At 74.3% G+C, this 14,534-nt stretch carries 13 protein-coding genes; 5 read left to right on the top strand and 8 right to left on the bottom strand.

Features of this window, described 5'->3' with window-relative positions; all coding sequences use genetic code 11:
• Positions 1 to 9: 9 nt before the first annotated feature.
• The 3 genes from GA0070608_RS22970 to GA0070608_RS22960 form a co-directional block, all read right to left on the bottom strand.
• The gene (locus GA0070608_RS22970; RefSeq protein ID WP_091635902.1) at positions 10 to 543 is read right to left on the bottom strand and encodes an acetyl-CoA carboxylase biotin carboxyl carrier protein; all 534 of its coding nucleotides are present in this window, start codon (positions 541 to 543) and stop codon (positions 10 to 12) included.
• A gap of 86 nt (positions 544 to 629) precedes the next feature.
• Positions 630 to 2,345: an acetyl-CoA carboxylase carboxyltransferase subunit alpha gene (locus GA0070608_RS22965; RefSeq protein ID WP_091630571.1), complete on the bottom strand. Its 1,716-nt coding sequence runs from the start codon at positions 2,343 to 2,345 to the stop codon at positions 630 to 632.
• A complete protein-coding gene (locus GA0070608_RS22960) occupies positions 2,342 to 2,680 on the bottom strand; it encodes a TcmI family type II polyketide cyclase (RefSeq protein ID WP_091630570.1) in 339 nt (112 codons plus the stop codon). Before GA0070608_RS22960 ends, GA0070608_RS22965 begins: the two co-directional genes overlap by 4 nt.
• A gap of 418 nt (positions 2,681 to 3,098) precedes the next feature.
• On the opposite strand from GA0070608_RS22960, the gene GA0070608_RS22955 reads away from it, so the two are divergent.
• The 4 genes from GA0070608_RS22955 (at position 3,099) to GA0070608_RS34365 (ending at position 7,112) form a co-directional block, all read left to right on the top strand.
• Positions 3,099 to 3,950, top strand: coding sequence for an AfsR/SARP family transcriptional regulator (locus tag GA0070608_RS22955; protein WP_091630569.1), 852 nt, complete (start codon positions 3,099 to 3,101; stop codon positions 3,948 to 3,950).
• Positions 3,951 to 4,031: 81 nt separating this feature from the next.
• Positions 4,032 to 4,379, top strand: coding sequence for a TcmI family type II polyketide cyclase (locus tag GA0070608_RS22950; protein ID WP_091630568.1), 348 nt, complete (start codon positions 4,032 to 4,034; stop codon positions 4,377 to 4,379).
• Positions 4,380 to 4,393: 14 nt separating this feature from the next.
• On the top strand, positions 4,394 to 5,743 hold the full coding sequence (locus tag GA0070608_RS22945) for an FAD-dependent oxidoreductase (protein WP_091635898.1): 1,350 nt from the start codon (positions 4,394 to 4,396) through the stop codon (positions 5,741 to 5,743).
• Between the two features lie 232 nt (positions 5,744 to 5,975).
• On the top strand, positions 5,976 to 7,112 hold the full coding sequence (locus GA0070608_RS34365; RefSeq protein WP_091630567.1) for a helix-hairpin-helix domain-containing protein: 1,137 nt from the start codon (positions 5,976 to 5,978) through the stop codon (positions 7,110 to 7,112).
• 142 nt (positions 7,113 to 7,254) lie between these two features.
• Here GA0070608_RS34365 and GA0070608_RS22935 read toward each other — a convergent pair whose 3' ends face one another.
• Positions 7,255 to 8,082: a hypothetical protein gene (locus GA0070608_RS22935; RefSeq protein WP_141719533.1), complete on the bottom strand. Its 828-nt coding sequence runs from the start codon at positions 8,080 to 8,082 to the stop codon at positions 7,255 to 7,257.
• A gap of 307 nt (positions 8,083 to 8,389) precedes the next feature.
• Between GA0070608_RS22935 and GA0070608_RS22930 the strand changes: the two genes are divergently transcribed.
• Positions 8,390 to 8,596, top strand: coding sequence for a hypothetical protein (locus GA0070608_RS22930; RefSeq protein WP_091630565.1), 207 nt, complete (start codon positions 8,390 to 8,392; stop codon positions 8,594 to 8,596).
• Positions 8,597 to 8,976: 380 nt separating this feature from the next.
• Here the strand turns inward: GA0070608_RS22930 and GA0070608_RS22925 are convergent, their stop codons facing one another.
• The 4 genes from GA0070608_RS22925 to GA0070608_RS22910 form a co-directional block, all read right to left on the bottom strand.
• A complete protein-coding gene (locus GA0070608_RS22925) occupies positions 8,977 to 10,581 on the bottom strand; it encodes a right-handed parallel beta-helix repeat-containing protein (protein ID WP_091630564.1) in 1,605 nt (534 codons plus the stop codon).
• 206 nt (positions 10,582 to 10,787) lie between these two features.
• Positions 10,788 to 12,881 carry an amino acid transporter gene (locus GA0070608_RS22920; RefSeq protein ID WP_218107566.1) on the bottom strand — a complete coding sequence of 698 codons (2,094 nt, stop codon included), beginning with the start codon at positions 12,879 to 12,881 and terminating at the stop codon, positions 10,788 to 10,790.
• Between the two features lie 119 nt (positions 12,882 to 13,000).
• Entirely contained in the window at positions 13,001 to 13,402 is a 402-nt protein-coding gene (locus GA0070608_RS22915; RefSeq protein ID WP_091630563.1) for a hypothetical protein, read from the bottom strand.
• A 342-nt stretch (positions 13,403 to 13,744) separates the two neighbouring features.
• A complete protein-coding gene (locus GA0070608_RS22910; RefSeq protein ID WP_091630562.1) occupies positions 13,745 to 14,515 on the bottom strand; it encodes a DUF5995 family protein in 771 nt (256 codons plus the stop codon).
• Positions 14,516 to 14,534 lie beyond the last annotated feature (19 nt).

Here is a 14,534-nt window from a genome sequence, read left to right as displayed (position 1 = left end):
GCCCGCCCCTCACGCCATGTCCAGCGCGACCAGCGGCTGGTCGTACTCGACCGGCTGGCCGTCGGCGGCGAGGACTTCGGCGACCCGGCCGCCCCGATCGGCGGTCACCTCGTTCATCAGCTTCATCGCCTCGACGATGCCGATGACCTGCCCGGGCCGGACCAGCTCACCGACGGCCACGAAGGGCGCGGCGCCCGGCTCCGGCGCCCGGTAGAACGTGCCGACGATGGGCGAGCGCACGGCGTACCGGCCGGGCGGCTCCGCGACGGCCGGCGGGCGCGCGGGGCGTGCCGCGACAGGTTCGACCTCGGCGGGGGCGGCACCGTGCCACTCCACCTCCAGCACCGTGTCGCCGCTGCGCAGCCGCACCCGCCGCAGCGGGCCGGCGAGCTCGGCGACCAGGTGCCGGGCGTGCCGCCGCAGCCCGGCCAGCACGGTGTCCGCATCGCGGCCCGGCTCCGGGCCGGTCGCCGGCTCAACGCCGTGCCCCGGCTTCACGTCGAGGGTCGGGTACGAGTCGGGCGTCGGGCGCGCGGGCGGCATCGGCCGCGTGCCGGGCACCGACCGAGCGGTTGTCGCCTCCGGGTCGGTCGCCGACGGCGGGGCGTCGACCGGGATACCGCCGGCGCTCACCGGGCCCCCGCCCGGGCGCCGAAGCGGGCGGCGCCGAAGCGCCGGAAACGTTGCCGCCGGCGGCGGACCAGCGTGGCGGGCGGCACGTCGAGCAGCGGCAGCAGGTGCGCCAGCACCGCCTCGCGCAGCGCCTGCGCCGCAGCCCCTGGATCGTGGTGTGCGGCCGGTGCAGGCTCGGGCACGACGTCGTCGACGATCCCGAGCCGGCACAGGTCGGGGGCCGTCAGTCGCAACGCGCGGGCCGCCTGCGGGGCGGCCCCCCGGTCCGGCCAGAGAATGGCGGCGCAGCCCTCCGGGCTGATCACCGAGTAGACGGCGTGCTGGAGCATGAGCACCCGGTCGGCCACCGCGAGGGCCAGCGCGCCGCCGCTGCCGCCCTCGCCGGTGATCACGGCGACGACGGGGGTGGGCAGCACGGTCAGGGCGAGGATGTTCTCCGCGATGGCCGCCGCCTGGCCCTGCTCCTCTGCGCTCACGCCGGGGTCCGCCCCGGGGGTGTCGACCAGGGTGACCACCGGCAGGCCGAGTCGGGCGGCGAGGCGCATCAACCGCAGCGCCTTGCGGTGCCCGGCCGGGCTCGCCATCCCGAAGTTGCGCCCGACCAGCTCGGCGGTGGTGTGTCCCTTCTGGTGCCCGATCACCATGACGGGCCGGCCGTCGAGGCGGGCCAGCCCGCCCACCACGGCCGGGCAGTCCGCGCCGAGCCGGTCGCCGTGCAGCTCGACGAAGCCGTCGAACGCCGTCTCCAGGTAGTCCAGCGTGGTCGGGCGTCCGGGGTGCCGAGCCAGCCGGACCGTCTCCCAGGCGTCGCCGCCCGGCGCCGTCTCGGCGATGGCGCCGCCGGCCGGCCGCGCCACCAGCGGCGACGGCTCCTGCCGAGGTACGGCGGGACGGGACGCGGACCGCCGAACGGCCCGAGCGGCGGCGAGCAGCGCCACCAGCCGGCCCCGCAGTGCGTGCCGGGGCACCACCATGTCGACCTGGCCGTGCCGGAGCAGGAAGTCGGCGGTCTGGAAGCCCTCGGGCAGGTCCCGGCCGGTGACCTGCCGGATCACCCGGGGACCGGCGAAGCCCATCCGCGCGCCGTTCTCGGCGAGCACCACGTCTGTGTTGGTGGCGAACGAGGCGGCCACGCCCCCGTACGTCGGGTCGGTGAGCACGCTGACGGTGAGCAGGCCGTCCTCCCGCAGCGCGGCGATCGCCTGGCTGACCGTGGCCATCTGCATCAGCGACAGGGCGCCCTCCTGCATCCGCGCCCCGCCGGAGGCGGTGACCAGGACCAGCGGGACCCCGTCGGTCAGGGCCCGCTCGGCAGCCCGGGTGATCAGCTCCCCGACCACGCAGCCCAGGCTGCCGCCGAGGAACCGGAAGTCCATCACGGCGAGCACGCACGGATGCCGACCGACGGTCGCGGTGCCGCAGACGACCGCCTCGGCCAGCCCGGTGCCGGCCCGCGCCGCGGTGAGCCGGTGCGGGTACGGCAGCAGGTCGACGAAGCCGATCGGGTCGACCTCGGCCGGCCGGTCCGGCAGCGCGGTGAACGACCCCGGGTCGACGAGCTGGAGCAGCCGCTCGGGCGCGGCGACCCGGGCATGTGCGCCGCACTCGGGGCAGACGTCGAGGTTGCGCCGCAGCCGCTTGCGGTACAGCAGGGTGGCGCAGCCGCCGCACCGGGACCAGAGCTGCCCCTCGCGGGGTGCGGTGGCGGTCACGACGGCCTCCCGGCGGGCGTGGCGTCGAAGCGGTAGAAGCACTGGGCCATCGCGTCGCGCGGCTCCCGCCACGTCGGCAGGTACGGCGACACGTACGGCCGCAGCCGGGCACTGACCCGGGCGAACTCGGGGTGCCCCCGGGCCGCCTCGACCGCTCCCCCGCCCGGCGCCTCCGTCTCCAGCAGGTGCACGTATAGATCACCCAACCGGTAGAGCGACCGGTGCCGCACCCCGACCAGGCGCGGCAGTTCGGTCGCGTCGGACTCGGCGAAGATCTCGGCGACGCGCGCCTCGGCGCTCGGCACCACCTTCGCGACGATCAGTGAACGGTCCATGGATGGGCCTCCCCCCACGGCATCCGGCGTCGGTGACGACGGCGCCGCCCGAGCCGGACGACTGGCGACACGATGCGGCCACGGGCGTCACGGGGGCGTCACCGGCGACCGCCGAGCGGCGACCCCAGCTCGTGACGCTGGGTTGACGCAGGCTGTGCATCCGCTGTACGACACCGATCAACCGGAGTGGACTAACCGCAGTTCGGAACGGTTTTCGTGGATGCTGACAGGCAAGCGCGATCCTGCCCAGAATATTGACCGAGAGTGACCGCGATTGATAACCTTCGTGACGGTCAGCCCGGCGGCCGCGGCGTGTGCGACGCCGTGCCGCGGCGGAGCGATCCGACAGTGGGGTCATGGGCAGCCGCGCCGGGGACAGCAGACGAGTCGGGACGAGCGTTCCGCAGGGGGTGCCGCCGTGGCCGCTGATCCGTCGACGCCGACCACCGGACGTCGTCCCGGCGCCGAGATCTCGCTGCACCTGCTCGGCGGGTTCCGGCTGCTGCACGGCGACGTGCCGGTCGTGGTGCCGCGCGGCCTGCAACGGGTCATCGCGCTGATCGGGCTGCGTCCCGGCGCCACCCGCAGCCATCTGGCCGGCCTGCTCTGGCCGGACACGTCGGAGGACCGCGCGCTGTCGTCCCTGCGGACCGCGCTGTGGCGGCTGCGCCAGGACCCGTGCTGCCCGATCACCACCTCCGGCGACACGGTCTCCCTCGGCCCGGTCGTCCGGGTCGACGTCGACGCGCTCGTCGGCACGGCGGCGAGGGTGCGCGACGGCGAGGACCCGTGCGCCGCCGCGGTGCTCGCCGCCGGCCGGCACGACCTGCTCCCCGGCTGGTACGACGACTGGGTGCTGGCCGACCGGGAACGGCTACGCCAACTGCGCCTGCACATGCTGGAGGAACTGGCCGGCCAGTACCTGTCGGCGGGCCGCCACGGCGCCGCCCTGGAAGCCGCCCTGGAAGCGATGGCCGCCGAGCCGCTGCGTGAGACGCCACACCGGCTGGTGGTCCGCATCCACCTCGCCGAGGGCAACGCCTTCGAGGCCGTGCACGCCTTCTACGTCTACCGCGACCTGCTGTTGCGGGAACTGCGGCTGGAACCCTCGGCGGCGATGACCGCGCTGCTCGACGACACCCTCGCGCCGATCCGGGAAGCCACCCGCGACGCCCCGGCAGGGCCGCGCCGGGCTCCGTCCAACCAGGTCGCCCCCCGCGCCCGCCGCGACGGCGTCACCGGCGCGGCTGCGCGTGTGACGGACAGGTGACACCCGCCCGGGCACCGTGGGCCGCACAACAGTCTGCGGTCTCCGACATGGTCGCGGAGCGCCACCGGCGAGAGGGGTCCCATGAGCCGTCTACTGATCGTCAGCAGAATCATCCCGGGCGCGGAGGGTCGGGTGGCGCAGATCTTCGCCGAGTCCGACGCGACCGAACTACCCGCCCTCACCGGGGTCCGGCACCGGTCCCTGTACTGCCTGCACGACCTGTGCGTACACCTGATGGAGACCGCCGACGTGGATCCGGGCGCGCTGGCCGACGCCCGCAACCACCCGCTCTACCGCCAGGTCAACGAACGGCTCTCCGCGCACACCACGCCGTACCTGCCGACCTGGCGATCGCCGCGCGACGCGATCGCGGGCTGCTTCTACCGGTGGGACGCCGCCGACGCGGCGTCCTCGCACGCGGCCGGCTGAGCGGGACGGCCGGCATGTCGCCCAGAGCACCCCACGTCCTGATCATCGGCGCCGGCACCGGCGGGCTGTGCCTGGCACACGGCCTGCGCCGGGCCGGAATCAGCGTCGCCGTCTACGAGCGGTACCGCACCCGCGGCGAGGGACTGCTCGGCTACCGGGTCGGCATCGGGCCGACCGGAAGCCGCGCGCTGCGCGAGTGCCTGCCGCCCGCCCTGTTCGACGTCTACCTCGCCAGCTGCGCCCGCTCCCCCCGCTACTTCAACGTCATCACGCAGGGGATGCGCCGCACGGCGTCGTTCACGCTCCGGCCGGACACCGACCCGGTGAACACCGAACGGTCGGTGGCCCGGATGACCCTGCGCCAGGTCCTGCTCACCGGCATGGAGGACGTGGTCCACTTCGACAAGACCTTCACCCGGTACGACCAACGCGACGACGGCACCGTGACCGCGCACTTCGCCGACGGCAGCACCGCCACCGGCGACCTGCTCGTCGCCGCGGACGGCACCGGATCGGCGGTACGCCGCCAGTACCTGCCACACGCCGTCACCCGCGACGCCGGCACCATCAACATCGCCACCCGGATCCCCCTGACCCCGCATACCCGGGGACTCCTGCCGGAACGGATCGAGCAGGGCATCTCGCTGATCTTCGGCACCGGCGGGATGATGGGCGTGCTGCACGTCATGGAGTTCAAGTGGGACCGCGACGGCGTGCTCAAACCCGGCGTCGACCCCCCCGACGCCGAACTGCTGCGCGGCTGGCCCGGGCTGCGCCACGACAACACCCGCGACAACATCAACCTGGTCGTCTGGAGCACCGCCCGCCGTTTCCCCGCCGACGTCATGCAGCGGCGCGGCGAGGATCTCGTCCTGCTCGCCCTACAGCTCACCCGCAACTGGCACCCGAACCTGCGTGAACTGCTCGCCCGCAGCGACCCGGGCAGCGCCCTGCCGATCAGGGTGACCACCAGCGAGCCGGTGCCGCCGTGGAAGAGCAGCACCGTCACCCTGCTCGGCGACGCCATCCACACGATGACGCCGGGACGCGGAGTGGGCGCCAACACCGCCCTGCGCGACGCCGCGCTGCTCTCCCGGCAACTCCGGCTGGCCGCGACCGGCGACAAGACGCTGCTCCAGGCGGTCGCCGACTACGAGGCCGCGATGGTGCCGTACGGGTTCGCCCGGGTCGCCGACTCGCTCAACCGCAGCGGCACCAACGGGGACGACCGGATGTACAAGCCGGTCGTCGGCCGGCTCGCGCTGCTCGGCGCGCGCGGCTACTTCGGCGTCACCAGCCGGGTACCCAGGCTCGCGCGCCGGTTCGTCGACGACTTCTACAGCTACCGGGGCGAGGAGGACTGACCGTCCGACCGGGACCCCGGCGCCCCCGGCGGCGCCGGGGTTTCGCGTGCCCGACCCGCCGCGCGGGCCTGCGGACGGCGACCCTCCGTCGCCCGCCGGACACCGCCGGTGCAACCCCGTCCCGCCGGCACTGCTCGCACCCGGTCCTGCCGGTCAGCCTCACCCGACGTGTGCGAAGCTGCGGCGAGTTTTTCTCGCGGGTTTCCGGACATGAACGATAGGGAGGTTTGCCGTGGCGTGGTCTTTCGGGCACTGGCTGATACTGATCGTGACCCTGGTGGTGGGTCTGGCGGGCGGCTGGTTCTGGCGCGGCCGGCAGGACGCGGCGACCGCCGCGCAGGCATCGCCCACCGTGGACGGTGATCCGGTCGCCGGCATGACCGCCGTGGTGGTCGACCCGCCTTCCGCCGCGACCCTGGACAAGCCGCGGCCCGAGGTGACCGTGGATCCGACGCCGGACGCGGTCACCGACCGTGCCCCCGACGCTCCCGGAGCAGACGCCTCGACCGACGCCGACCCGGCGCCCCTCGGCGCTGCCCCGGCCACGGTCGTCACGGCCGACGCGTCCCGCACCGACGTCGACCCGGCGGACATGGCGCTGACCGGTGACCCGGTGCCGGCGCCCGACACCGAGCCCGCACCGCTCGCCACCGCCACTGACGCCCGGCCGGACCACGAGGTCGTGCTGCCGGCGGCGGCCGAGGTGACCGGCCCTGTCGACCGTCGACCGGCGCAGGATCCCACCCCGGCCACCGAGCCGGAGCCCGTTCCCACCGCCGTGGCCGAGCCCGTGCCGGCGGTCCTCGCCTCGACGACGCCCGCGAGCGAGACCCTGACCGAACCGGAAACCGAGCCCGTTTCCGCCACCCCGGCCGAGCCGGAGGTCGCGCCCGTTCCCGTGGCCGCCTCCTCCGTCGACCCTGAGCCGGCCGACGCTCCGGTCGAGCCGGAGCCGGTTCCCGCCACCCCAGCCACGGCCGCCACCCCGGCCGAGCCGGTCACGGCCGCCGACGCACCCGTCGAACCGGAGCCGACGCCGGCCAACACGCCGGTCGAGCCGGTGGTCGTGCCGGTGCCGCGCGGCGAGGTGGCCCCGGCCACGACCGGATCCGAAGCCGCCGACGACGACTTCCGCCGGATCCAGGGCGTGGGCCCGAAGATGGCCGCGGCGCTGCAGGCGGCCGGCATCCGGACGTACCGGCAGCTGGCGGAGCTGGACGAGGCCGCCCTGCGGGAGACGATCCGGGCGGCCGGGCTGCGGGCCGCGCCGAGCCTGACGACCTGGCCGCAGCAGGCGAAGGTGCTCGCCGGAGCTCCGCAGGAGGCATCCGTTGCCCTGCCCACCCCGGTGGGCCGCACGGACGCCTGAGCGGCGTCGCCCCGACTGCCGTACCCCTGGTTCGCGTCGGGTGGGGGCACCGGTTCCGGTGCCCCCACCCGGCCGACCCACCGAACGTCGACATCGCGGTGCCCCACCCACGGGCGCCGCGATGTCGGCTTTCAGGGCCGCGTCAGACCAGCGCTGCCGCATACGTCCGGGGCTGTAGACGCCGCCCGGCGGCAGGGCCGAGCCGCACCTGGAGCCCGAGCGGCGCGGCGGCCCGACGCACCTCGTCGAGGTGCAGCGAGCCGTGCCGGTCCACAGTCAGCACCGGCGGCTCTTCCAGCTCGCCACCCGGGGCGTGGAATGACAACAGCGTCACCGAGGTCGGCAGGTGCCCGGGGTACGCGGCCCGCGCCGCCGCCTCGTCCCGGTGGGCGAGCACCACCAGCTCGTCGAGGTGGGCGAAATCCGCGGCGATGCCCTCGGCCGTCCAGTGCGCCGGTTCCTCCTCGGCGCCTGTCAGGTGCCGGGAGCGGTTCGCCGAGGTGATGTGGAGGTGGTCCACCCCGGCCTCGGCGGCCGCCCGGGTGAGGAACGCGTTCGACGGGCAGGCCAGCCCCGGCGCGATCACCTGCGTGGTGCGTACGCCCCGGTCGTGTTGGGTTAGGTGGGCGGGCAGCCGGGCGGCGGCGGGGCCGCGAAAGCCGAACGGGCCGGCGCCGTGGAGCGCGTCCATGAGCTGCCGTACCCGCCTCCCGGGCAGCCGTGACGGCACCCGCGACCAGTCGAACATAGCCGGGATCCGTCCGGGGGCCGCGGTGATGCTGCCGATCTGGTCGGCGGGCCGCCCCTTGGCCAGGTTGAGCCGACGTACGGCGGCGGTCTCCGGGCGGGTCACGAGGGCGTAGAAGTTCCCGAAGGCCACCGCTACGACCGCACCGCCGGCCAGCGCGCGGGCGGCGGTGGCGACGTCGTCGGGACGGTCGACGTACAGGTGTCGTGTCCGGGCGTCCATCGTGTCCTCCTGCGCCGTGTCGTGACGCAGTTCTACGCCCATCCGGCCGCCGCGCGCCGCGGTCGGTCGCCGATCCGATAGCCGGACGCGCCCGCACCGGTCCGGACGGGTCCCGTGCTCGGCCGTCCCGGCGGCCGAGACGGGCACGGCGTGCCGGGTGGCCAGGGCGGGGGTGCTCCGGGCGGCCGGGGCGGGGTGCGCCGGGCGTGCCGGGCGGCGGGCGTCGATCGGCGGCGCCGTTAGCCGTTCGCCGCGAGTGGGTACAACGCCCAGCACCTCAATACACCACACCCTTGCGGAGGCAGCGATGCGCGGCACGTCGATATTCGGAGTCCTGGTCGTCATCTGGCTGATCATCGGCGCGGTCGCCGCCGGGCAGCGCGGCTACTACAGCGGCGACGACACGAACTGTGCCGAGGCCGGCACGATCCTGGTGACCATCGTGGCCGGGCCGCTGAACTACATCGGGGCCAACCCGAAGGTCGACTGCGAGCTGCCCCAGCCCTCCAAGTAGGACCAGCCCCGTCCGGCCCGCGCCCCTGGGCGCGGGCCGGACCATGTCCGGCACCGCTGTGCCGTCTCCTCCACCCGACCCGTCCGGGTCTGCCATGACCGACGGTCGCGCCCTGTTCCCTCGGCGCCCCGGTCGGGCCGCCCTGTTCGCGCGGGCCCTTGGTCGGGCGGCGCTCTTCCTTCGTCGACCCCTGGTCGGGCCCACCGGCAAGGCCTGGTCTCTCGTGGTGGGCCGCACACCGCTTACGGCATCCTAGGAGGCTGGGGCTCTCGGTCTCGACGCGGCAGTGCGCAGCCGGCCCCGCCGGCACGATCACGGTGATCGGCTGGCGGGGCCGGCTGCCGCGGTGGGCCGTGCCGTCCGGAACGGCCCACCGAGGGTCAGCGGAAGCAGTTCGGAACCGGCGCCGTGGCGCCCTCGCAGTTGGTGGGCTCGTTCTCGATGGTGTCGGTCTCGTCGTCGACCTTGACCCGGGCCTTGTCCGCGAACAGGCCACCGGGCTTCACCGTGGCGCCGTTGCCGGTCACCCGGCTGGAGAAGAGGGAGACCTGGCCCAGCTTCGCGAAGACACCGCCGCCCTTGGACTTCGCGCCGACGGCGTGGTTGCGGTCGACCTCGCTCCAGCGCACCAGCAGGTTCGACTTCTCGGCGAAGATCCCGCCGCCGGAGCCCCGGGCCGTGTTGCCAGCCACGACGCTGTCGTCGACCGGGACCAGCCCCTGGACGGTGGAGATGCCGCCGCCGTTGCCCGTGGCGGTGTTGTCGCGCACCTCCAGGCCGCGCAGGAAGATCAGCGCGTCCGAGTTGGCGATGCCGCCGCCGGTCTGGGCGGTGTTGTCCACCACCTTCGAGTCGGCGACCCGGGTACGGGCCGAGAAGCTGGCGATACCGCCGCCCTGGGTCGCGTTGTTGCGCGCGAAGGTGCTCGAGTGCACCTCGGCCGCACCCCGGTAGTTGCCGAAGCCGCCGCCGTACGCGACGGCGCTGTTGCCCCGGAACTCCGAGGTACGCAGGCTCAGCACGCCACCGTTGAGCAGGCCCCCGCCCTTGCCCGCGGTGCCGGCGGCGTGGTTGTCGACGAACGTGCTCCCGGTGACCACCAGGTGGCCGTCGTTGAAGATCCCTCCGCCGCCCCCCTCCGCGGAGAGGGAGGTGCTGCCGATGACGGTGGTGCGCTCGACCACGGCGGACGCGCCGTGCACTACGTGGATGCTGCCGCCCTCGGCGGCGGACAGACCGTTGCGGAGCACGACGTCGGACAGCGTCAGTTCCCCGCCGTCGCGCACGGTGAAGAACCGGAACGCCTCGGCGTGCGTGTCCCGGACGATGGTGGCCCCCTCGCCCCGGATGGTGATCGGGTGGTAGATGACGGGTAGCCCCGCCCGGTCGTGCTGCGGGTTGCGCGGTGGCGCCTCGGCATCGCCGGGGTTCTCCGCGCTGTCGGCGGTTTCCCGGGCGTCACGGATCCCGCCGTCGTAGTCGTCGGGCTGCTGGAAGGCGTGGGTGAGCTCGTACGTGCACCTCGACGCCAGCCTCAGGTCGGCGCCGCCCTCGGCGTTGGCCCGGACCAGCGCCGAGATCAGCTTCGCGGAGTCGCACGGCACCGCCACCTCCGGGCGGTGCCCGATCCGGGACCCCTGCTCCGCCGGCCCGGAGCGCTCCTGCTCATCCCGCCCGCCGGGGCGTTCCCCGGCCGGTCCGTCGCGGCGCCCCTCGCCCGGCTCCTGCCAGCCCTGCGCGCCGAGGTCACCGCGATTCAGCTCGCGACGGTCGTCGCGGTCCCACTCACCGGAGTCGTCGCCGCGCAGCACCACCGACGGCAGTTCCGAGGCGGCAGGTCGGTCCCGGTCACCCGCCGCGGCTGCGGCACCGGTCACCCCGGCCACTCCCGCCACCAGGCTGCCGGCCACGAGGCCGCCGGCTAAGAACCACCGGGACCGCCGCCTGGGTGGTGCTGCCCGCCGGCCCCCTTGATACGTCGTCATCAGGCTTCCCTGCCTCTCGCGTGCGTGGCACGTCCGGGTCGAACCGGACGCGGGGCGGCTGACGTCGCGACAGCCACCGGAGGCTCACGATACGGGCGATAAACGGGCAAGTCCGGCGAACATGAATAAGCGTACTGTTCACCTCGGCAGGCACCAACCAGCGCAGCGGTGCAAGGAAGGGACCCTTCCCTACAACTGATGCCGGGTCAGCCGCCGACGTGGATGCCGGGCCGGCGGGCGGGGTCCGGCTCGGACTTGCGGATGATCTCCCGTACGACGGGCGGGGTGTCGCCACGGCCGAGGATGAGATAGCGCAGCAGGTGCGCGAGCGGATTACCCTCCGACCACTCGAAGTGCGCGTGCGGGCGCACGCCGGTGGCGTCACGCAGCGCCAGCAGGATCGCCGCGATGGCGTTGGGGACCGCCGGGCTGCTGGCCCGCAGCACCCGGAAGCCGCCCACCTGGACGCCGTGCACCCGCAGCACCTGGCTGAACTCGGACGGATCGACCACGTCGATCTCCAGGAAGAGGATGTCGCCCTCGCCCGGCACGGGGTTCATGCTCCGCTGCGCCCGTTCCTTGAGGGTGTACTCCTTGACCGCGCCGCCGGCCCGCTTGTGGGCGATGAGGTGCAGCCGCCCGTCGTGCGCCAGCGAGTCGCCGATGAACCGCCGGGCCCGGTCGTCGAACTCGATCCGCTCCGTACGCAGCTCGGTGGTCCGGGTCACCCGCGAGACCAGCGAGACGACGACGATGCCGAGGATGAACAGCACGGAGATGGCGATGCCGTCCGGCTTCGCGACGACGTTCTCGGCGAGGGCGTACAGCAGGACCAGGGTGAGCACGGCGAAGCCGCCGGCCGCGACGCGCTCCCGGCGGCGGGCCGCGGCGATGGTGACCGCCACGGCGGCGGAGACCATCATGGCGAGGATGCCGGTGGCGTACGCCCCGGCCTGGTCGTTGACGTCGGCCCGGAACACCAGGGTGATCGCGACGCTGACCACGGTGTAGACGATCACGACCGGCCGCACGGCCCGGGCCCACTCCGGCGCCATCCCGTAGGTGGGCAGGTAGCGGGGCACGATGTTGATCAGGCCGGCCATCGCCGAGGCGCCGGCGAACCAGAGGATCAGCGCGCTGCTGACGTCGTAGACGGTGCCGAATGCCTCGCCGAGCCGCTGGTGGGCGAGGTACGCCAGGGCCCGGCCGTTCGCGGCCCCGCCCGGCTCGAACTCCCGGGCGGGAACGAGCACCGTGGTGACCAGGGTGGTCGAGATCAGGTACACCGACATGACCAGCGCGGCGGTGGTGAGCAGTCGGCGGGTGTTGCGGATCCGCGCCGCCAGCCGCGCCGCCCGGTCCGCCCCGGCGCCGGCCACCAGCGGCATCATGCTCACCCCGGTCTCGAAGCCGGAAAGCCCCAGCACCAGCAGCGGGAACGCCAGCACGGCGGTCACCGCCACCTCGCCAGGGCCGCCACCGGCGGTCAGCGCGGCAGTCCAGTCCGCCAGCGTCCCCGGGTCCGTCGCGATCCCGGCCAGCCCGTCCACCACGATCACCGTGTTCAGGGCCAGGAAGACCGCGACCAGCGGGACGGCCACCGCTACCGCTTCCCGGAAGCCGAGCAGGAAGACCCCGCCGAGGACGAGCAGCAGCACGACGGTGACCCCGACGGCGACGCCCGTGCCGCCGAGGTGCTCGGGCACGTACGGGTTCTCCAGCAGGTGCACGGTGGCGTCGGCCGAGGAGAGAGTGATCGTGATGATCCAGGAGGTGGCCACGAAACCGAGCAGCACCAGCACGAATACCTTGCCGCGCCAGAACGGCAGCAGCCGTTCCAGCATCGCCACCGAGCCCTGCCCGTGCGGGCTCTCCCGGGCCACCCTGCGGTACATGGGCAGCATGCCGAACAGCGTCAGCGCGACGATGAGCAGCGTGGCCAGCGGGGAGAGCGCCCCGGCGGCCACCGCCGCGATGCCGGGCAGGTACGACAGGGTGGAGAAGTAGTCCACCCCGGTCAGGCACATGACCTGCCACCACGGGTGCGAGCGGGCCTGTCCCTCCGCCGCCTCGGGGCCGACCGGCTGCACCCGGTGCGCGAACAACCACCGGCGCAGCGGGCTCAGCGGCGCGGCGGGCCGGGTAGGGCTGGCCTGCGCCTCCGGTATGACGACCGGGTGGCCGGCGCTGTCGCCGGAACGGGTCGGGTCCCGGGCGGCGCGCAGGTCCGGTGGCGGGCCGGCGGGCGACGGCCGGCGACCACGCGTGCGCCGCGACCTCGGCCCGTGCTCGTCACGCATGTCCCGTCCCCACCTGGTGCAGGCCGCCACGGCGGTCGCCAAGCTACGCTCGGCGGTCCTGACCCGACCGTAGGCGGTCGCCGGCCGGCCACCCGCCGGAACGGTGAAGCCGGGACGGCTCAGTCGCCCTCGGACGCGGCAAGCACCCTGGCCAGGGCGTCGGGGTCGGCCACGGTGACCGTCACGCCGGGGTGCCGGAGCAACCCGCCGGGCAGCAGGGCGGGCACCGGCTGGGCGAAGCGCAGGCAGAGCCCGGCGACGGTGCTGCTGGCGAAGGTGACGCCGGCGTCGGCGAGCGAGAGGCGCGTGCCGATCCCCCGCCACCAGCGGTACGGCCCGGTAGGCGCGACGCCGACGATGTTGCGCCGGGCGGTGCGCAGCCGCCACGGGCCGAACCGGACCACCAGTTCGTCCGGGGCGACGTCGACCCAGGCGGTTGCCGGCCGGACGCCGAGCAGCGCGAGCGCCGGCCGGAAGGCCGGGTCGAAGCGGAACGCGAACCGGCGAACCTCTCCGGTCATCCCGCGCCGCCCCGGCCGACGCGACGGACGTCGCCCGGTCGGGCGGGACGGGGTGGTGCGACGGGCCGGGAACGGGAACGGGAACGGGAACGGGGACGGGCGGCGGGCCGACGGGCCGGGTGACTCATGGCGCGGGCGTACCCCGTGCGGGCCGGCCGACACCCCCCGGGCCGGCCGACCCGCGAACCCTGCGCCCCGACCCGGCGTACCCCCGGCCGGCCGGAACGCCCCCCACCACGGGCCCGACGCCCCCCGGCGGACGAACCCTGGTCCGACGGGGGACGTGTCCCCGCGCTCCGCCTCGTGCCGGTTCGGGCGGAGCGCGGGGACCCCCCGTCCCGGCTACTGCAGGAACGCCCCGAGGGGCGAGAGCAGCAACCGGCCGAGCGCCGCGGCGGTGTCGTCCAGCCGCGCGCGCTCGCACTCGTGGGCGGCCGGGTCGTGCCGGCACCGCCAGATCTTCTGCGCGTTACGCCAGGCGACGTCGCGGGTGTACTCGACCAGCTCCCCCTGGTACCAGTCGTCGATGTCGCCGTTGACCATGTCGATGAGCAGCTGCCACCGCTCCAGGTAGCCGCGCCGCAGGCCGGGGATCTTGTCCGCGAAGATGTTGTTGATCTCCAGGTAGTCGCGGTGCTGGTCGGTGCCGTCCACCGGCTCCGACTCCAGGCTGTCGAACGTGGTCACCAGCGCGAACGGCAGGTCGAAGTTGATGTGCGCGTTCACTCCGGCCGCCGCCGACGGCAGCGGACGGGCGTCCGGGCCACGCATCCGCTCGAAGAGGCAGGCCCACGCCTTCGGCATGCCCGGGCTGGAGTCGGTCCACAGCCGCATCGCGTCGAAGTAGCGGGCGGCGAACTCCACGTCCAGCCGGGACAGGAACACCGGATCGTTGAACCGGTCGTCGTAGAGGCCGTTCAGCACGCTCTCGGTGATCGTCAGGTACAGCCTGTTGAAGTCGGCCAGCGGGCAGCTCGCCTCCAGCGGAGGCAGCCGGACCAGCAGGTCCTGGAGCTTCGTGAGGTGGTCGACCACCGCCGGCACGTCGGCGGGATGGTCGGCGAGCAGGTCGACGATGTCCCGATGCACGGGTCCCCACACCGGTTCCGTCATCTCTCCTCCACAGTGTTCC

The organism is Micromonospora peucetia, from assembly GCF_900091625.1.
GTDB classification, from domain to species: Bacteria; Actinomycetota; Actinomycetes; order Mycobacteriales; family Micromonosporaceae; genus Micromonospora; species Micromonospora peucetia.
This window is presented reverse-complemented; position numbering and strand designations above follow the sequence as displayed.